This window comes from Nocardia sp. NPDC051832 (assembly GCF_040681285.1).
Taxonomy (GTDB): domain Bacteria; phylum Actinomycetota; class Actinomycetes; order Mycobacteriales; family Mycobacteriaceae; genus Nocardia.
Genome location: NZ_JBFAYL010000002.1, coordinates 588,070 through 607,764, shown reverse-complemented (window position 1 = coordinate 607,764; position 19,695 = coordinate 588,070). Strand labels below are relative to the sequence as shown.

The 19,695-nt window shown below is 66.2% G+C and carries 15 protein-coding genes; 5 read left to right on the top strand and 10 right to left on the bottom strand.

Annotated elements, in window-relative coordinates; translation table 11 throughout:
- Positions 1 to 161 precede the first annotated feature (161 nt).
- The 3 genes from AB0M14_RS12725 to AB0M14_RS12715 are packed head-to-tail and all read left to right on the top strand — an operon-like array spanning position 162 to position 6,794.
- On the top strand, positions 162 to 5,381 hold the full coding sequence (locus tag AB0M14_RS12725; RefSeq protein WP_364993073.1) for a hypothetical protein: 5,220 nt from the start codon (positions 162 to 164) through the stop codon (positions 5,379 to 5,381).
- A 57-nt stretch (positions 5,382 to 5,438) separates the two neighbouring features.
- Complete coding sequence (locus AB0M14_RS12720; protein WP_364993070.1) at positions 5,439 to 5,894, top strand: hypothetical protein; 456 nt, start codon at positions 5,439 to 5,441, stop codon at positions 5,892 to 5,894.
- Between the two features lie 39 nt (positions 5,895 to 5,933).
- A complete protein-coding gene (locus tag AB0M14_RS12715) occupies positions 5,934 to 6,794 on the top strand; it encodes a hypothetical protein (protein ID WP_364993067.1) in 861 nt (286 codons plus the stop codon).
- A gap of 78 nt (positions 6,795 to 6,872) precedes the next feature.
- Here the strand turns inward: AB0M14_RS12715 and AB0M14_RS12710 are convergent, their stop codons facing one another.
- The 10 genes from AB0M14_RS12710 to AB0M14_RS12665 all read right to left on the bottom strand — a co-directional run bounded on the left by AB0M14_RS12710 (position 6,873) and on the right by AB0M14_RS12665 (position 17,239).
- Complete coding sequence (locus tag AB0M14_RS12710) at positions 6,873 to 8,018, bottom strand: acyl-CoA dehydrogenase family protein (protein ID WP_364993064.1); 1,146 nt, start codon at positions 8,016 to 8,018, stop codon at positions 6,873 to 6,875.
- Between the two features lie 158 nt (positions 8,019 to 8,176).
- Positions 8,177 to 9,241: an alpha/beta hydrolase family protein gene (locus AB0M14_RS12705; protein ID WP_364993061.1), complete on the bottom strand. Its 1,065-nt coding sequence runs from the start codon at positions 9,239 to 9,241 to the stop codon at positions 8,177 to 8,179.
- Between the two features lie 233 nt (positions 9,242 to 9,474).
- Positions 9,475 to 10,284: a lysophospholipid acyltransferase family protein gene (locus AB0M14_RS12700; RefSeq protein ID WP_364993058.1), complete on the bottom strand. Its 810-nt coding sequence runs from the start codon at positions 10,282 to 10,284 to the stop codon at positions 9,475 to 9,477.
- A gap of 400 nt (positions 10,285 to 10,684) precedes the next feature.
- Positions 10,685 to 12,277, bottom strand: a complete 1,593-nt coding sequence (gene hflX, locus AB0M14_RS12695) for a GTPase HflX (protein ID WP_364993053.1) — start codon at positions 12,275 to 12,277, stop codon at positions 10,685 to 10,687.
- Positions 12,278 to 12,680: 403 nt separating this feature from the next.
- Positions 12,681 to 12,953, bottom strand: coding sequence for a hypothetical protein (locus AB0M14_RS12690; RefSeq protein ID WP_364993050.1), 273 nt, complete (start codon positions 12,951 to 12,953; stop codon positions 12,681 to 12,683).
- Between the two features lie 104 nt (positions 12,954 to 13,057).
- Entirely contained in the window at positions 13,058 to 13,525 is a 468-nt protein-coding gene (locus tag AB0M14_RS12685) for a hypothetical protein (protein ID WP_364993047.1), read from the bottom strand.
- 120 nt (positions 13,526 to 13,645) lie between these two features.
- Positions 13,646 to 14,527, bottom strand: a complete 882-nt coding sequence (dapF, locus tag AB0M14_RS12680) for a diaminopimelate epimerase (RefSeq protein ID WP_364995708.1) — start codon at positions 14,525 to 14,527, stop codon at positions 13,646 to 13,648.
- A gap of 29 nt (positions 14,528 to 14,556) precedes the next feature.
- Positions 14,557 to 15,435 (bottom strand): TrmH family RNA methyltransferase, encoded by an 879-nt coding sequence (locus AB0M14_RS12675; RefSeq protein ID WP_364993044.1) that lies wholly within the window; start codon positions 15,433 to 15,435, stop codon positions 14,557 to 14,559.
- Positions 15,432 to 16,421: a tRNA (adenosine(37)-N6)-dimethylallyltransferase MiaA gene (miaA, locus tag AB0M14_RS12670; protein ID WP_364993041.1), complete on the bottom strand. Its 990-nt coding sequence runs from the start codon at positions 16,419 to 16,421 to the stop codon at positions 15,432 to 15,434. The genes AB0M14_RS12675 and miaA overlap by 4 nt, the downstream gene beginning before the upstream one ends.
- The gene (locus AB0M14_RS12665; RefSeq protein WP_364993038.1) at positions 16,418 to 17,239 is read right to left on the bottom strand and encodes a hypothetical protein; all 822 of its coding nucleotides are present in this window, start codon (positions 17,237 to 17,239) and stop codon (positions 16,418 to 16,420) included. Before AB0M14_RS12665 ends, miaA begins: the two co-directional genes overlap by 4 nt.
- A gap of 287 nt (positions 17,240 to 17,526) precedes the next feature.
- On the opposite strand from AB0M14_RS12665, the gene AB0M14_RS12660 reads away from it, so the two are divergent.
- Positions 17,527 to 18,972 carry a DUF349 domain-containing protein gene (locus tag AB0M14_RS12660; RefSeq protein ID WP_364993035.1) on the top strand — a complete coding sequence of 482 codons (1,446 nt, stop codon included), beginning with the start codon at positions 17,527 to 17,529 and terminating at the stop codon, positions 18,970 to 18,972.
- A gap of 153 nt (positions 18,973 to 19,125) precedes the next feature.
- Positions 19,126 to 19,695: a VanZ family protein gene (locus AB0M14_RS12655; protein ID WP_364993033.1), complete on the top strand. Its 570-nt coding sequence runs from the start codon at positions 19,126 to 19,128 to the stop codon at positions 19,693 to 19,695.

Sequence of the window (19,695 nt, the reverse complement as noted above, 5' to 3'; positions counted from 1 at the left end):
GCGGGCGCTTTTCGCATCCACGCCCCGCCACTACCAAAAGGCACTGGTTCCAGGATCTTTCGTACTAAATGGAACCATCCCTGGATTAACTGCGTCTTACGGGTTGTAGGTATGTTCTATGCCCAGAACTGGTGGGCGGATTCGGGTGAGGGGTTCTGCGGGTGGGGATCGAGATTCCGGATTCGTTGCAATGGGTCGCGAAATACGTAGTCGGAGCCGGTGACTGGCCCGAAGGCGACGAAACCGCCATGCGCCGCGTCGAAGACGCCTGGACCGGCCTGGCCACCACCCTCACCGACCTCGACGACGAAGCCACCTACGCAGTCAAACAAGCCATCGAACAACTCGACGGCGCCACCGGCGAAGCCTTCGCCGCCCACTGGACCAAACTCGGCGGCGGCACCGGCGCCTTCGACGGCCTGATCAAAACCATCGAAACCCTCGCCGACGAAATCGGCGACGGCGCCGCCGACATCGAACACACCAAACTCGTCATCATCGCCTCCCTGGTCATCTTCGCCGTCGAAATGGCCGCCGCCCTCGCCGCCGCCGCCACCGGCATCGGCGCCCCCGCCGGCGCCGCCGCCGGAGCCGCCGCCCGCGTCGCCACCCAGGTCGCCATCCGCATCGCCATCAAAGCCCTGCTCAAACGCATCATCTCCAAAGCAGGCATCAAAGCCGCCGCCCGCGCCGCCCTCAAAGGCGCCTGGTCCGCGGTCCTGGAAGAAGGCTTCCTCGAAATCGGCTTGAAACTCGCCCAAGTCGCCGCCGGAAACCGCGACGCCCTCACCAAAGAAGAACTCCTCGAATCCGGCGCCACCATCGCCGCCGCAGCCGCCGCCGGCGCCACCGAAGGCGCCCTCACCAGCGGCAACGGCAACCCCAACAGCAGCAAACTCAGCTCAGCCGTCAAAGAAGGCGTCCAGGAACTCGGCGCAGGCCTCGCCGGCGAAGTCGCCGCCGCCGCCACCACCGCCGCCCTCACCGACCAAGAATTCAACCTCTCCGAAATCCTCACCACCGACACCCTCACCTCCTCCCTCGCCGGCGCCGGCCAAAGCGCCCTCGAAAACAGCGGCGACAACAACCCCGGCAACACCAACCCCGCCGGAAACGAAAACCAAAACCCCGACAACAACGGCAACGGCAACGGCAACGGCAACGGCAACGGCAACGGCAACGGCAACGGCAACGGCAACGGCAACGGAGAAGGATCCCCCGACAACCCCACCACACCCGCCAACAACACCCCCGGAACTACCGACCCCGCCAACACCCCCAACCCAGCAAACCAACAGAACCAACAACAGCCCAACCAAGAACAGAACCCAGACACCGAACCCACTCAGCAACAACAGAACCAACAGAACCCCGACACCCAACCCGCACAGCAGAACCCCGCACAACCGAATCAGCCCTCGGACACCCAACCGGGGCAACAGACTCCAGCCCAGCAGTCCCCCAGCCAGCCTTCGAATACCGAATCCGGACAGCAAAACCCGACTGAGCAGTCGCCGAGCCAACCGTCCGAAACCCAACCAGCACAGCAAACGCCAGCTCAACAGTCGCCGAGCCAACCCTCCGACAACCAACCGGCACAGCAGAATCCGAACCAGCCGTCGGACAACCCGCCGAGCCAACAACAGCAGGCCCAGCAGTCACCGAGTCAGCAGCCGTCCGACACCCAACCAGCACAACCGAATCCGAGCCAGCCCACTCAACCGGCACCGTCCCCGGACAACCAGCCCGCCCAACAGGTACCAAGCCAGCAACCGGCAACTACGCAGCCCCCCGCCCAACCGAACAACCCTGCCTCCGATACCCCCGCCACCCAAAATCCTTCTCAGCCTGCGCAAAACCCCACACCGGCCACCCCGGACTCCAACACTCCAGCAAGCCCCGCCCCGACAGCCCCGACCGCGCCCACCACGCCGTCGACTCCCGCGACACCCGGCACCACAAACCCGACCAACCCAACCCAGGCTCCGGCGTCCACCGACACCACCACCGCGGCAACTTCTACCGCGACCCCGCCGATGTCCACTGGCTTCCCCGCCACACCAACTGCCCCGACATCCGACTCCACACCCCGCACCAACACACCGCCGAACGCCGACGGCACCCCCGCCGCTGCCGCCCCCGCCTCCCGTTCACCCCAAAACCAGCCCACCCCAACCCGATCCGACCAGTCATCACGGCCAGCAGACCAGCAAACAACCCCCACCCAACAGAGCCAAACCTCCCGTCCGAACCAGCGCCCGAACGACCAACAACGCTCCCCCGACACAACACGCCCCAACATCCCGCCCACCGCAACCGGTCAACCCGCCCGGTCTAACACCCCTGCCCAAACTCCGGCCCAGAACCCCACCACCCCCCAACAGAACTCAACCGACGCCCTTGCCCCCAAGGACCGCCCCGGCCACGACCCCGCCACCCACAAATACATCGCCCACTACAACGACGGCCGCCCCATCCAACGCGACCCCTTCTACGCCGGCCAGTACAACCCCCACATCGGCCGCTACCAGCCCACCGAAGCCGAATTCCAAGCCGAACGCACCCAACTCCAGAATCAATCCCCCACCACCCCGACCACTAACAACCCTCAAACCCCCTCCACCCCAACAACTCCCGCCACCACTGATCCGAACACTCCACCCAACCCCCGCACTGCCACCCACCCGGGCAACTCCGCGTACCCAGTCGACGAGCCGCCCTCTCGCCCGAACCAGCAGTCCCCCAACTTCTCTCCATCCCGCCGCCCAGAGACTCCCCCGAACTACAACCCCTCAGACACCCGCGCACCGCAATCCACCCCGCCCCAGTCCACAAGACCGCTCTCGAACACACCCGACCCCACCAAACCCCTCTCAACCTCCCCACCTCGCAACCCCAACCCCTTCTCAAACCTCCCTGACACCCGTGCCCCCATGTCCACCCCACCCCGCTCGGACTACGGCACCCCCACCCGCCCCACCAACCAACCCGACCCCCGCACGTCCCAACAACCCGACCGCACCCAACCCACCTCCTACCCCAAACGCTCCGCCTCCGACTGGCAAAAGCTCTTCAAACAGCACGAATACAACCCCAACTCCACCCCCTGGAACCCCAACGCCACCAACCCTTCCCACCCCACCAACACACAGCCAAACCCCTCTCAGCCCGCCACCCCGCAAGCACCCGCTACCCCACAAACAAGCCCCACCCACCCCAATTCCACGCAGGCGAACCCCACCCAGTCGACACCCCCCAACACCACCCCGGCGCAGCACCCCACCACCCCAGATCAGCAACCCCTCAACGCAACCCGCCCCACCACGCAGGACGGCGGGCACCCCGGCGATCCCAACAACCCCCGCCCAAACCTGAACACCCCCAACCCATCCGACCCCACCTCGACCAAACCCACCCCACCCGCTAACACCCACCACACCCCAACCAGCACCTCCATCGGCGACGACCCCGCGACAAACCGAGTCCGCCAAAACCTCCGCAACGAAGGCGACTTCGACGTCATCTTCCACGCCGACCGCTCCGGCAACCCCCGAAACGACCTCTCCCCCAAACAAATAGCCGACGCCATCCGCTCCAACCCCAACTACAAGCCTGGCACCCCAGTCCGCCTCATCGCCTGCCATGCCGCCAACAACCCCGACCTCGCCCAACAACTAGCCAACGAACTCGGCGCCCCCGTAACCGTCGCCTCCGACGCCGTCGGCGTCCCCGCCAAACCCGACTCCCCCGCCCACGTCCGCAACAACGGCACCTGGACCACCCACTACCCGACGGCCCCAGACGGCAACACACCAGCCCCGACCACACGACAGTCCGCCGCACCGCCTACCGACTCCCCGGACGACACACCCGTCGACTACATGGAAGACGGCGACCCGCCGGACGTAGACGAGAACTCTTCCGATCAGGAATCCGACGACGATTCCGATCAGGAATCCGACGATCCTCCGCCAGAACCACACACCCCTCAGCGCCAAGCCGACTGGTATCCGCCCGACTTGCCCACTCGACCGGTCTTTGTCCGGCCAGGGCAACGGCTGATCGACGCCCTGAATGGACAGCTCGACCCTGGTGTCCGATACGCCGTCTTCGAAACCCGCCCAGAAGATGGTTCGACCATCCAGCGCTCCGAGGTCTACACCGGCGAACGAGATGCCAATGGCGACGTCAAGATCACGCATGTCAGCGGCGATGTAAACAACAAGCGGACGTATGAGAACGACCCACCCAGCGACATCAACGACGCTGCGGTCAATCCGGATCTGACCTTCGGGCCGGGCGATCCCATCTCCGATGGGACGACCGTCCGGGCGGACACCGGCGACGGCGAGTTCGTCCATCAACTGAACGAGGATGGGACGCCACGCCGTGCGGTCGATTGGGACCCCCCTGCCGATTGCCGCACCGAGCCACGGAAGCATGACCCGAAGACCGGGCCATTCAGTCTGCGCGACGACTTGGACCCGAAAACTCGGTATGTCGTACACGACGAGGACAACAATTGGCTCGGCACATTCTGGACGAACGAAACCGGAGAAATTTCGCATATCCAGACTTGGACCGCCGCCGCAACGAATGCAGTCGAGACCGGAGCGACCCGCCCCAGCAGCCGGTACCCATCGAGGCCGACATATACGAATCCGGAGCTCGGAAACCGGAGGGAACACCTAGAACTGGACGAGAAACGCGATAACGGCGAAATAATAAAACGGAATCGCGTTCCAAGGCCGAACATCAAAGTCGCGGTCTCCGCACCGGTCCGAGACACGGCTACCAACAAACTGGTGCACCCCACGGAAACGGACCCGGTTCGTCAAATTTACGAGACCGACAAGAATGGCGATACGGCATCCACACATCGAGACGATGCATATGTCAAAGCCGAAGAGGACGAACGGCAGCGGGACACGACGCTACAAGGATTAGGAAACTCCATAGGCCGTCAAGAGTACGACACCAAAGATATGGATGGCGGACATGCGCATGGCGACGAGGCCGGCGGCCCGCCCGAGCTCATCAACTATGTCCCGCAGTGGTCGCCCGAGAATCGAAAGTTGAAAAAATTCCGGCTCATATCGGACGACATCTGGTTCCGGATGGAGAGGGATCTCACGGCACGGTCCAAAATACCTGGCACCAAAGTGCACGGGCCCGACATATTCTATGAGCGTACGTCGAAAAAGCGGACACCAAACCGAATACATGTAAGATGGTTCGAGGTAAAAACCGAGCAGATCATCACCGGCGATCCGCCACAGACGGTAACCCGCACTATGTACGAGGCTCATTATCGAACGTTCGAAAATGTTCCGAGGAAACCACCGCCCAGCGGTGGTGCAACAAGTGGGGGTGGCACCTAGACACGGAACGTGTACGATGACGCACAGTAAATACTTCGAACAAGGCAGGATAGATAATTGGCGGAGCCAGGTGACCCGGATTATGCAGGTCCAGAATTGCCAGACAATGAGACTCGAGAAAAAAGAATTGAATTGTCGATTGCATACATCGTGGACGGGCTGAAGCGCGCGGCGCCAGCAGGTTGGCGCCGGATCGACCTGCGTTCGAATATTACTCTGAGCGTGAGCGACGCCCGACTGCGCGTTTTCGTCGATGACACCATCGGGCAGCCCATGGAGATGCCTGAGCAAGGTTTCGGCGCCCTACGAGAGCATCGGCACCTCAGCTGGACTCCCGAGCGAGGGACTTGGCTGTCGGCGCGGATCATGTTGACTCCTGATCAACCGCCCTTTGTGAGTTTCAATTGGGACCACCTGCCGGACTGGAGTCCAACGGTGCCGCCCGAGGTGTATCGCGAAGACTTCGAGTTCTACCCGCGGCCAGCTGTGCCCGCTTGGCTCGAAACAATCTGACCGAGAATCGATCAGCCACACGATGGAGGACGTGACAGCATGAGTTCCGAAGGCCTGAACTCACCCGGCGAACTCGAAGTAGTCAACAGCTTGGTTACCTTGCTGCACCACTACTTACCGTCGGATTGGACGATTCTGGTCCAGAAGTACCGTGCGCTGGGTCAGCATTCACAGACTCCGGCAATGGTCTGGGGTCTGGACAATCAGATGCGCGCCTGGCGTCCGCCCGCGGCGGCGACTGCACTTTTCGATCGCCTGCGGCAGATTTCCGCACGCCCGGGCCGAGGGGCCTGGTTGAGCATGGACCTGACGCTGCGTTTTCCCGAAGCGTACGAAATCGCCTATTTCTGGGATGAGGACGCCGGTTGGGGCCGCTATACCCCGGGATCCGAAGCCTTTCGACAAGAGCTGGAACGATTTCCACGCGATAGCGCACACATCCCCGACTGGTTTCAAGCCGGACTGGACTCCAACGAGCGCCCACCCACATCATTAGGCGAACGTTTCCGAATGGCACGCCCGGTTGACCAATGGCAACCTGGTCGGCCACCCGTCGTGAACCGCAACCCGCTCCCAGCCGGCCTGCGGCAACCAGTGCTCGACTACCTGGAATCAGCACCGATCTGCTACTCCCAGGATGGGATGATGCCAGACCTGTTCGATCCAGACTTCCCTAATGGGCCGGCATGCATCCCTCATGCCTGGCACACCGACGGCACCTGGATCTGGCCGGCCCAGGTGCCGTTCTTCCTGCGAAACCACAATGTCTCGCCTGAGGCGGATCTGGTAACGCACATTTCGTTCAACAACTACGAATTACCTACTGTCGACCAGGCGACTCTGGAAGCCGCCGAAGCGCGGGTGCCGGGTTTGAGAGCTGCGAAGCGGCAATCCAATTGATGACCCTGTGGCCGCGGAGTTCGAAACAAGCCAACGGCCACACGGTGATCCGTGCGGCCGTTGGTGAAATCGGTGCGGTCAGCTCAGTTTCAGGGAGCGGCCGATGATTTCCTTCATGATCTCGGTGGTGCCGCCGTAGATGGTTTGGACGCGGGCGTCCATGTAGGCCTTGGCAATCGGGTACTCCTTCATGTATCCGTAGCCGCCGTGGAGCTGGAGGCAGCGGTCGATGAGGTCTACCTGTTCTTCGGTGCTCCACCATTTGGCCATGGCGGCGTCTTCGACGGAGAGCTTGCCGGCGTTGAGGTCTTCGATGAAGCGGTCGACCATGAGGCGCACGGCGGTGGTTTTGGTGGCGAGTTCGGCCAGGACGAAGCGGGTGTTCTGCAGGGCGCCGATGGGCTTGCCGAACGCTTTGCGGTCGCGGACGTACTGGATGGTCATGTTCAGGCAGGCTTCCATGGCGCCGGCGGCCATGACGGCGATGGACAGGCGCTCCTGGGGCAGGTTCTGCATGAGGTGGATGAAGCCCATGCCTTCGGTGCCGAGCAGGTTCTTGCCGGGGACGCGGACGTCGGTGAACGAGAGTTCCGCGGTGTCTTGGGCTTTGAGGCCGAGCTTGTCGAGGTTGGCGCCGCGCTCGAAGCCGGGCATGCCGCGTTCGACGACGAGCAGGCTGAAGCCCATCGCGCCCTTCTCGGGGTCGGTCTGGGCGACCACGATGACGATGTCGGCGTTGATGCCGTTGGTGATGAAGGTCTTGGCGCCGTTGAGGATCCAGTCGTCGCCGTCCTTGACCGCGCGGGTCTTGATGCCCTGCAGGTCGGAGCCGGTGCCGGGCTCGGTCATGGCGATGGCCGTGATGATCTCGCCGGAACAGAAGCCGGGCAGCCAGCGCTGCTTCTGCTCGTCGTTGGCCAGCTCCAGCAGATACGGCGCGATGACGTCGTTGTGCAGGGTGAAGCCGAGACCCGAGTACTGACCGTTCACGGTCTCCTCGGTGACGATGGCGTTGTAGCGGAAGTCCTTGACGCCGCCGCCGCCGAATACCTCCGGCACCGCCATGCCGAGGAAGCCCTGCTTACCCGCCTCGAGCCAGACGTCGCGGTCGACGATGCCCTGCTCTTCCCACTGCGCGTGGTTCGGGGCGACATGCTGATCGAGAAACTTGCGGAACGACTCCCGGAACAAATCGTGTTCGGGCTCGAACAGTGTGCGCTCCACACCAACCTCCTAGTGACCACACCCGGGCGGTCCACACCGACCCGTCGTTGCCACTACGGTACCCCGAACGAGAACGGCAGTTCACTTCTGGGGCCGAAACAATCGCCCCACCTGGTCATCAGACGAACGAACGGGGCAATTGAAGTGGGAAGTTCGAATCAGGCGGGCAGGCCCATACCCTGCGCCAGGACCGGCCAGGACTTACGGAACGCGTCCTCCCAGTAGCCCCAGGAGTGGGTGCCGACCGGAGTGAAGTCATAGGTGGCGGGGATGCCGAGTTCGTTCAGCCGGTTCTGCAGATTGTGCGATCCCCAGTTGGTCGCGCCCTCCAGCGCGCCGCCGAGGGTGACCTGGTTGGCCAATCCGCCGGGACCAGGCAGCGCGTACTCGCCGTCGAGGGTGTCCCAGGGGCCGGGCAGACCGGAGCCGCTGGAGATGAACAGGTTCGTGCCGCGCAGCCGATCGGCGTGCAGCAGCGGATCGTTCTCGGCCCACATCGGGTCGCCCTTGGGGCCGTACATGTTGTCGGGGTTGCCGCCGCCGGCCCGCACGACGGTGCTGACGAAGTCGTAGCCGACCGGGTCGCTGATCTGCGCGGCGCCGCTGTAGGCGGCGACGGAGGCGAACAGGCCCGGTTTCGCCTCGGCCAGTTGCAGCACCGAGGTGCCCGACATCGACAGTCCGGCAATGGCATTGGCCCCGCTGGTGCCCAGCGCCGCGTCGATCAACGGTGGCAGTTCCTCGGTGAGGAAGGTCTTCCATTTGTTGACGCCGAGTTCCGGGTCGTCCTTGATCCAGTCGGTGTAGTAGCTGAATTTGCCGCCGACCGGCTGGATCACGTTCACGTCTTTACCGGCGAGGAACTGCGGAACTTTGGTCTGCGCTGCCCAGGTCGCCTTGTCCTCGCCGCCGCCCGCGCCGGCGAGCAGGTACAGCGTCGGGCGCGGGACCGAGGCGTCGTTCGGGCGTTGGACGTCGATCTCGATGTTCTTGTCCATCGCGGCCGAGTAGACCTGCAGTTCGATGGTGCGGTCGTCTTCGATCTTGTAACCGGCGATGCGTGAGCCGTCTGCGGACTGCGGGGTGGCCAGCAGATGACCGGAGGCGATGATCGGATCCACCGGGGTCGCGGCGGTCACCACACCCGCCGAGGCGAGGCTCACGCCGCATGCCACGGCTACCGCGCCTGCCAGTACCGCCGATTTCTTCCTGAACCAAGCCATGGCGGCAACCGTACGGAACTGTTGCTGAGAGGTAGCTCAGGGAATTATCAGCGGACCATCAGCCGGTAGCCGTAACGCTTCGCGGAGCCCGTGCTGAGTGCGCGCTTCGGTCACGGAACCCGGCTGGCGCGACACACCAGGTTCGCGCGAAAATGCGACGCGGATCACGTCGGCGATCGCGCAAACCGGTGCGGTCACCGGGCTTTCGCCCGGATCGGCACCGGCTGCCCTGGCTATACGGGCAGCATCCGGCGGAGCCGTCCGCTCAGCGTCCGGCCCGGATCCCGGTCCCGCTCGGCGAGCAGGAACTTGATCTCTTCCTCCAAGGCCTTGCGCACCACGTCGCGCAGTTCGGCCGCCGCGGCTTCGACGTTGTCCTCGTCGCGCCACGGTTCCGGATCGATCGGCGCGCCCGCGGAGAAGTAGAACCGCTCCGGACGCGGGATCAGCGTCGGCCCGAGCCCGCGGATCAGCGGCGGCGTCAGGTTCGACTTCAACCCGACCGCCTCGACCACTTTGCGCAGCGGGCTCATCACCGGATGCTGCCCGTCGAAGACGACCTCGTACATGTCGTCGCCGCCGATCATCGCGATCGGCACGATCGTCGCGCCCGCCTCGATCGCCATCTGCGCGAACCCGGTACGACCGGTCCAGTCCAGGATGTATTTCTGGTCGCCCTTGCGCCCGACCGCTTCTCGTCCGCCGCCCGGGAAAACGATCAGCGCTTCACCGCGCCGCAGCAGCGCCGTGCAGTTGCGGCGGTTGCCGCGCACGATGCCGAAATGGTGCATGAAGTCGCGCAGCCCCGGCACGTTGACCAGCACGTCCTCGGCGAGCCCCCGCAGCAGCCGACCGCGGCGGCGCAGCACCTCGGTCATCAGCACCGGCACGTCCATGCCGCCCATCAGCGTGTGGTTACCGACCAGCAGCACGGGGCCGTCGGCGGGAATGTTGTCCAGGCCGTAGAACTTCGGACTGGTCCAGGCCCGGGTGGGCGCGGTCAGCGCGTCGAGCACGGTCTTATCGGTCTCACTCAAGGTCACCTCGAGCGGAGCTCCATCGGACAGAACTGCCTTAACAGGCAAGGATTCAGGCATCGGTGTCCCCATCGAATGTCGGATCCCAGCACATCGTCGTATTGGAATGATTTCCCCTGCGCCGCAGCTAGATACGGCCCTGTGCGCCATAGATTACCGCATGTGGCTGCAACGGGTTACAGGTGTCGGGTACCCGTTGACGGCGCTAGAAACCTGACGTCCCGGTCACATCGATAGCTGCGCGCGGCGCAAGATCAGGACCGCAGGTCTGAATTCGCCGCACCATGGCGTCCGGCCGCACATACCCAACCGCGACTCCACCGACACGATCGCACCGGCTAACTGACGAGCAACCGTGTGTGGTCGCCGACCACACACGGTTGCTCGAAATCCCACCTGCCGTGGGTTACTCCGCGTCGGGATCCGCACCGTTGGTGGACGCGTGCGCGTACTCCGACAGCGCCGCCGCCAGCGAATGCGGCACCCGGGCATGCACCCTGGTCCCACCCTCTTCGTGGGTGGAGCCGATGATGCGACCGTCGGCGTGAATGCGGGCCAGCAGATCGCCCCGGGTGTAGGGCAGCAGGACGCTGACCTCCACATCGAGGCCGCCGAGCACCTCGGCGAGCCGGTCCCGCAGTTCCTGCAGCCCGGCTCCGGTGCGCGCCGAGACGAACACCGCGTCGGGGAGCATGGCGCGCAGGCGGGTCAGCTCCGTCGGATCGGCGTTGTCGATCTTGTTGACCACCAGCAGTTCCGGCGGCGCGACGGTGCCCTGCTCCTTGATCACATCGGTGATCACTTCGCGGACCGCGTTGATCTGGCCCGAGGGCATCGGGTCGGAACCGTCGACGACGTGCAGCAGCAGATCGGCGCCGGTCACCTCCTCCAGGGTCGAGCGGAAGGCCTCGACCAGCTGGGTCGGCAGGTGCCGCACGAAACCGACGGTGTCGGTGAAGACGACCTCGCGGCCGTCGTCGAGCGCGGCCCGGCGAGTGGTCGGGTCCAGGGTGGCGAACAGCGCGTCCTGCACCAGCAGACCGGCGCCGGTGAGGCTGTTCATCAGACTCGACTTGCCCGCGTTGGTGTAGCCGACGATCGCCACCGAGGGGATGCCGCTGCCGGTGCGGCGGGCCCGCTTGGTGTCGCGCGCGGTCTTCATCTCCCGAATCTCGCGGCGCAGCTTGGCCATTCGCTCGCGGATGCGACGGCGATCGGTTTCGATCTTCGTCTCACCGGGACCACGCAAACCCACGCCGCCGTTGCTGCCGGCCCGGCCGCCGGCCTGCCGGGACATGGACTCACCCCAGCCGCGCAGACGCGGCAGCATGTATTCCATCTGGGCGAGCGCGACCTGCGCCTTGCCCTCGCTGGAGGTGGCGTGCTGGGCGAAGATGTCCAGGATCAGGGCGGTCCGGTCGATCACCTTGACCTTGACGACCTTCTCCAGCGCGGTCAGCTGCGCGGGGGTCAGTTCACCGTCGCAGATCACCGTGTCGGCGCCGGTGTCGAGGACCACGGCGCGCAGTTCGTCGGCCTTGCCGGAACCGATATAGGTGGCCGGGTCCGGCTTGTCGCGACGCTGGATCAGCGCTTCGAGCACCTCCGAGCCGGCGGTTTCGGCGAGCAGGGCCAGTTCGGCCATGCTCGCGTCGGCCTGCGCGGCGGAGCCGGTGGTCCAGACTCCGACCAGCACGACGCGCTCCAGGCGCAACTGGCGGTACTCGACCTCGGTGATGTCGGTGAGCTCGGTGGACAGACCGGCGACACGGCGCAGCGAGCTGCGCTCCTCGACCTGCATTTCGCCGATCGTCGGGTCGTGCCCGCCGGGCTCGTTGGCCCACCCGGAATGGGCGGTACCTTTCAGTCGCTCTTCCCGCGCCGCCATGCGGGCGGCGTGTTCGGCGACCACATCGCGGGAATCCGCGGTGCTCCCGGCCGCCTCGGTGAAGTCCTCACCCTCGGCCGGAGTCATGTCAAAAGTCTCTGAGTTCGTCATACGCCCTCCATGCTGCCACGTTGCCACGCCGTGGTGCACACCAAAGTTTGCGGCGCGTCCTGCGACGGGCCGATGAGTGTCAGGTCTGCAAGATCAACCGGAACCGGTGGCGGCATCGAACGAGTGGCGCCCGCCCAGGCGTTCCGATGATCTTGATGCGATAGCACTGCCGCCAGGATCGCGCGCCATCAGAAGGGCGCGGGCGGCGGGATTCGGACCAGCGGTGCGCGTCGGATCAGCGCGCTGGAGACGGGATGCCCGTGTCTCAGTGCGCGTTTCATCGAGACGCGGTCGCTGGTGCAGATCAGGTGAGTGCTGCGAATTTCCCGTACATGCGCCCTACGGTACTGCGCGGGCGGGCCACACCGCATCTTCTTTTTCCTGACATCGACCGGCCCGCTGACTAGGCCGAGCTGCTCCGCGACTTGTACCACTGGTACGCCTGGACGATCGGCAGGATGAACGCGTAGAAGAACATCATGTAGTTCCCGCCTTCGAACAGGAAGCCGAGGTAGATGGCGTAGCCGGTGAACAGCACGCCGAAGACGATGTTCAGCACCTGCGAGAGAGTGCCCGCGCCCTTGGAGAACGACATGGCGAGCATGGCCAAGCCGCTGCCGAACAAGAACACGACATACCAAGCGAACTCCGGGTCGGCGGAGAAGTCGAGATTCACGGGATCACCCAATCAGTTTGTGGTTACACAGAGTTGGGTGATTCCGATAGAGCCCCCCGAACGGGACTATCGTGCCATTCGGTTTGTTTTACCGCAAAGCAGGGTCAGTGCAGGACGCTGTACACGGCGGACAGGACGAAGCCGTGGTCGACGACCTCGCAGTTGACCGTGCCCTGATAGCCGATCCCGCAGGTGGTTTGGTCGTGGGTGATCTTGTGGCCTTCCGGCAGCACCTTGGCCTCCGGATGGGTGAAGGTCTGCTCGGCCGAGTACACGAAATTCGCGGCCTCCCACCGCGCCACCCGCAGTTGGTTGGTGCCGGCCGGAGCATCCATCGAGACCGCGTCACAGCCGGTGTACCCGTTGTTCCAGTAGATGGCGCAGTTCCGGCCGTCCGGGGTCTTGAAGAAGACGGTGCCCTTGTAGGCGGGGTCCGCGACGAAGTAGTCGGCCGGATTCACCGGGGTGTAGTTGTCGAGGTCACCGTTGGCGACGGCGGGCGCGGCGGTCGCGCCCAGTCCCGCGGCCAGTGCGGCGACAGAACAAGCGAGAAGTGCGGATCGGCTGGACATGGCGTGTTCCTTCCCAGATGGTGTGGTGCACGTACTGTTCGAGCCCCGGCAATAGTTGTTGCCGCCCCACTCCGTTCGTCGGTTACGGGAACTGATTCGTTAGCGGAGACACCCCTGCCGTCAGAGGCTCGCCCACCACGACCCCGCCAGCTGACCGGTCGCCACCAGCACGGACGGGCCGCGCAAGGTCGCCGCGCCGTTCGCGAGGGCGACGGTGACCTGACCACCCGGCACGCGCACGATCACCTGGCCGGTATCCGCCTGGATGTCGAAACCCTGATGCGCCAAGGCGGCAGCCGCGGTGGCGACGGTTCCGGTTCCGCAGGAACGGGTTTCGCCGACGCCGCGCTCGTAGACGCGCATATCCACCGCGCCGTCCGCGTCCAGCGGGGTGAGGATTTCGACGTTGACGCCACGCGGAAAGAGCTCGGGGTCGAAGCCGGGGGAAACGGACAGATCGAGTTTGGTCAGCGCCTCGGCGGTCAGATTCGGGTCGACGCAGGCCAGGTGCGGATTGCCGACGTCGATGCCGATACCCGGATAAGCGCCGCCGGCGATGGTCGCGGTCGAGGGGCCCAGCTCGCGGACCTGTCCCATGGCGACGGTGACCTCCGCGTGCACAGCGTCCGCCGCGTGCACGGTGACCGGGCGGGCGCCGCCGCGGCTGCCGACCACATACCGGTCGCGGGTTTCCAGGCCCTTCGCGGCCAGGTAATGGGCGAAAACCCGGACACCATTGCCGCACATTTCGGCGATGGAGCCGTCCGCGTTGCGGTAATCCATGAACCAGTCGTCGCCGGCGACGCCCTCGGGAAGCTCGGTGAGCACGCCCGCGTCCAGCAGCGCGCCGGCGCGCGCCACCCGGAGCACGCCGTCCGCGCCGAGACCGCGCTGCCGGTCGCAGAGCGCGGCGACGCGCTCGACGGTCAGGTCGAGGCGGACATCGAGGTCCGGCAGCACCACGAAATCGTTCTGGGTGCCGTGTCCCTTGGTGAACTCGATATCGGCCACGTTCCTCGTCTCCTCGCTACTCATCGGGCAAACGTCCGGCGTTGCCGGGAAATTTCATACAGCGCGACCGCGCCCGCCGAGGGTGCGCCCAGCGAGCTGGCGGTGCCGCCCATCGGGATGGACACCAGATCGTCGCAGGCCTCCAGCCACGCCTGGCTCATGCCGCTGGTCTCGTTGCCGATCACCAGGATGGTGGCCTCGCTGAAATCCTGATCGAAGATCGCGTGCGTGCCGTGCTCGTCGGTGCCGACGATGCGGGTGGGGATGCCGCGCTGGATCTGCCGGTCCCGGAAGGCGACGACCTGGGCAGCGCCCGGGGCCCGCAGCACCGGCATCGCGAACAGCGAGCCGGTGGAGGCGCGGACGGCCTGCGGGTCGTACTGGTCGGCGCCGTGGCCGGTGACGATCACGCCGTCGGCACCGAAGGCGTCGGCCGAACGGATCAGGGTGCCCAGATTGCCGGGCGAGTTGGGGCGATCGAACACCACGACGATCGGGAAATCTCCCGGTTCGCCGGGTTCGAAGGTGTCGAGGCGGTCCTGCCGGGATGCCGCGACGGCGACCACCTCCGGTGTGCCCGTGGACTTCTCGCCGAGCTCGGCCATCAATTCCGGGACCAGGCCGACGCAGGGCACGTCGGTGGTGTCGAGCAACTCCCTTGCCCAGCTGGACAATTCGGGAGCACCGAGGCGGTACAGCAGGGTTTCCAGCGGCCAGCCGTTGGCGATCGCCTGGGTGATCGGCCGCACGCCCTGGACCAGGAACTTCGAGTCCCGGTTGCGGGTGTTGCGATTGGTCAGATACGCCTGCCAGACCTGGACCGAGGCGTTGCGGGTGCTCACTCGCTTGCCGCCGTCGTCTTCGGGCCGGCCCGGCCGGTGCCGGGAATTCTGGGTCACTGCGCTGTCCGTTCCGTCGCTTCGGGCCGGTCGGCGGCCTGCGGGCCGCTTCCAGCGAGAGAGGTTGTAGCACTGGATGATTCGAGGAGCCCGAGCGCGGTGGCGACCAGATCCGGGTCGGCGCCGTTCACCCAGCGCACCCGCGGATCCCGGCGGAACCAGGAGCGTTGCCGCCGCACATAGCGCCGGGTGCCGATCAGGGTGCGTTCCCGCGCCTGGGCCAGGTCGTACTCGTCGTCGAGGTAAGCCAGAACCTGCGCGTAGCCGATGGCGCGGCGAGCGGTGACGCCGTCGCGCAGACCCTTGCCGATCAGGGCCTGGACCTCCTCGACGAGACCGGCGTCGAACATCAGCGCGGTGCGCAGTTCGATCCGGGCATCGAGTTCGGCGGTGTCCCGGTCTACGCCGATGATCGTTGTGCCCCAACGAGGTTCGCCGATCGTGGGGGCGGAGGCCGCGAACGGCTTGCCGGTGAGCTCGACCACCTCGAGGGCGCGCACCATCCGGCGGCCGTCGGTGGGCAGGATGGTCGCGGCGGCGGCCGGATCGGACTTCGTCAACTCCGCGTGCACCGCGGCGACGCCCCGCTCCGCCAGCACCGCCTCCCAGCGCGCCCGGACCACGGGGTCGGTGGCCGGGAACTCCCAATTGTCCAGCAGCGCTTGGACATACATCATCGAGCCGCCGACGATCACCGGGACGTGACCGCGCGCCATGATCGACTCGACGTCGGCGATGGCGGCGGTCTGATAGGCGGCGACAGTCGCGTATTCGGTCACGTCGAGCACGTCGAGTTGATGGTGCGGAATACCCCGCCGTTGTGCCACCGGCAGTTTCGCGGTCCCGATGTCCATGCCGCGATACAGCTGCATCGCGTCGATATTGACGATCTCGCCGCCGAATCGCTCCGCCAGCTCCAGACCCAGATCGGATTTGCCGGTGGCGGTCGGTCCGACCACCGCGATCGGCGTAATCCCGGCTGTCACGACACACCTCCCGCGCTACCGGCGCTCGATCGTGCGGCACCACCCGGATGCCACAGCCCGACGTGGTAGCCAACGCCGAAAGGGGCGTCCTGATAAAGGGTTTCGGCCTTTCCGACGGCCGAGTCCGCGGCGAAGAGACCCGCCAGCACCTGATACGCCGCGCGACCGGAGATACCGAGGTCTGCGCAGTGCGCCGGATCCAGCGCGCGCAATGCGTCGGCGTCTCCTGCCGCCAAGGCATTGTCCAGTTCTTCCTGTACCGCGGCCGCCTGCGGATTCAAGTAGCCCGGCGACTTGACGGTCAGTTTCGACGAACCATCCGCGATCACCAGCACCCCGACCGGGGTCCGACCGTGATCGAAACCGGCACGCAGCCCGGCGCCGAACCGCACACAATCATCCGCGGAACAATCGGCTTCGACGAACCACACCGTCGGTTCCGCATCGGGCGCTACCTGCCCTCGAGCCCAAGCCGCGATCAGCGCCGGCAGCGGCCACGCCGGATCGGGTGTGACGGGCTCGGCGAGATCCGCGGCAGCACCGCTCTCGCCGAGCAGGGCGGCAGCGGACAACCCCACCCGCACATCCGCCCCGAAACCCCGGAAGGTCCCGATTCCGTCGCGCGGGCCCAGGCTGCGCTGCCCGGAATCACCGATCCCGACGACCACCCACTCCCCCGCGGCATCCAGCGCGCGCACCGCCGCCAGCACGGCTTCGCGCAGGGGCGCGACCGGATCCGCGCCGGTGCGCGCGACCGCCCCGCCGAGCTCGGGAACCAGGATCGGCGGCGACGGGACCAGGGCCGCTAGGGAGAACACTCCGTAAACGGTAGTCGTTGCCGTCTACGGCCTTGCGCGGCACCGGGTGCGCCGACGCGGGGAACCCGCGGACCCCGCCGCGCCGCCAGCTCGAGTGTCTCTGCGTCAATCCGAGCCGGGGATTGATAGTCTCGAGGTGCTACAACCCAGGTCATCACGGGTTGACATCCACCGGATTTCACCGGGGGAGAGCGTGGATCGAGGGTCTCGAAGAGCTCGGACCGGGTTCAATGGAATGAGCTAGGGCGTAACCAGGCAGCCGTGACGCGCGGCAAGGACGGAGAGCAATGAGCGACAGCAACGGAACCGCGAAGGCCACCCAGCAGAGTTCACCCACCCCACCGGCTCCGCAAGCTCCGCCGGCTGCCGACCCCCAGGCCTCCGCAAACCCCACCCCCGGCCCGCGCCCGTCCGGCGCCCCCAAACCCGGCGGCCCCACCCCCCACCCCAAGCCGCATGCGATGAAGCCCGCTCCGGGCCCGGCCCAGCCGCACCCGCATCCCGTCGTCGTGCCCTCCGTCACCGATCCCAGCGCCTGGGGCCGGGTCGACGAGGACGGCACCGCCTGGGTGAAAACCGCTGAGGGCGAACGGGTTGTCGGATCCTGGCAGGCCGGTGACGCCGCCGAGGGGCTGGCGCATTTCGGTCGCCGCTTCGACGATCTGGCCACCGAGGTGGCGTTGCTGGAAGCGCGCCTGGCCGCCGGCGCGGATGCCCGCAAGACCAAGGCCGCCGCCGTCACGCTGGCCGAATCGCTGCCCACCGCCGCCGTGATCGGCGATGTCGAGGGGCTGGCGCGCCGCTTGCAGGCGATCGCCGAGCACTCCGAAGAGGCCGCCGCGCACGCCAAGGAGGAGAAGGAACGCGCCAAGCACGAGCACACCGAGCGCAAGGAAACGCTGTGCGCGGAGGCCGAGAAGATTGCCGCCGAGTCCACCCAGTGGAAGGCCGCCGGTGATCGGCTGCGCGAAATCCTCGACGAGTGGAAGTCGATCCGCGGGGTGGATCGCAAGGTCGACGACGCCCTGTGGAAGCGGTACTCCAAGGCCCGGGAGGCGTTCAACCGGCGGCGCGGCGCGCACTTCGCCGAGCTGGACCGGGAACGCGCCGCCGCGAAGACCCGCAAGGAAGAGCTGTGCGTGCGGGCCGAGGAGCTGTCCGGCTCCACCGATTGGAGCGGCACCGCCGCCGTCTTCCGCGATCTGCTGACCGAATGGAAAGCCGCGGGCCGCGCCCCCCGCGAAGCCGACGAGGCGCTGTGGCGGCGTTTCAAGAGCGCCCAGGACGTGTTCTTCGCCGCCCGCAACGCGGCGGTCTCCGAACGCGACGCCGAGTTCGAGCACAACGCCACCGCCAAGGAAGAGCTGCTGCGCGCCTACGAGCACATCGACCCGGCCGGCGGCCTGGACAGCGCCCGCGCCGCGCTGCGCGAACTCCAGGACAAATGGGACGCCATCGGCAAGGTCCCCCGCGAACGCATGCAGGAACTCGAAGGCAAGCTCCGCACCATCGAGAAGCGCGTCCGCGAGGCCGCCGACGCGCAGTGGCGCCGCAGCGACCCCGAAGCCATGGCCCGCGCCGCCCAGTTCCGCGAACGCGTCGCCCAGTTCGAGGAACAAGCCGCGAAAGCCCAAGCCGCCGGCAACAAGCGCGACGCCGAGAAGGCCCTCGCCCAAGCCCAACAGTGGCGGGAGTGGGCCGAAGCCGCCGAAGGCGCTGTCAGCAACCTCTGACCCAGGCCCCAACCACGATCATCCGGAACCGAGGGCGGCACAGCCTCCGCCGCCAGTTCCGGATGATCTTGTTTGTGGAGAGAGTGTGGCGGGGTTGGGCGGGTGTGGTTGGGGCGCAACGGCGTAGCGGGTTGAGCCGATAACGTCAGCATGGTGCGGCAAGTATGGGATTCCTGGGGCGACGTGCTGGTTGTCTGGGCGTTGGCGGTGCCGATGCTGATAGTTGGCGCGGGGCTGGTGTTTCGGGCGCGGGTGAGGCAGGGGCGCGCGCCGGAGCAGGCATTTCGGGATACGGCGGCCGAGGCGGGGATCCTCGGGGGGACGTTGCCGTGGGTGTGGATGATCTTGACGCCGGCGGACGGTGAGCGGCAGGTGATTCTGGTTCCGTTGCGGGATTTGTTCGAGACGCTGACCGAGGCGTCGAGCAACACCGTGGTGCAGGTGACGGCGAATATGGTGCTGTTTCTGCCGTTGGGTTTCCTACTGCCGCTGCGGTTTCCGCGGTGTGCGGGCGTGCTGCGGATGACACTGGTCGGGGCGGGGTTGTCGGCCTCGCTCGAGATCGCCCAGTACGTCCTGGATCTGGGGCGCTACACCTCGATCGACGACGTGCTGATGAACGCGGCGGGCGCGGGGATCGGGGCCTATCTGGCCCGGTCGCACTCCAGGCGCGCGGCACCCGACCGCTCCTACAGCGCCCGGATTCTCGCCAAGATCGGGTGA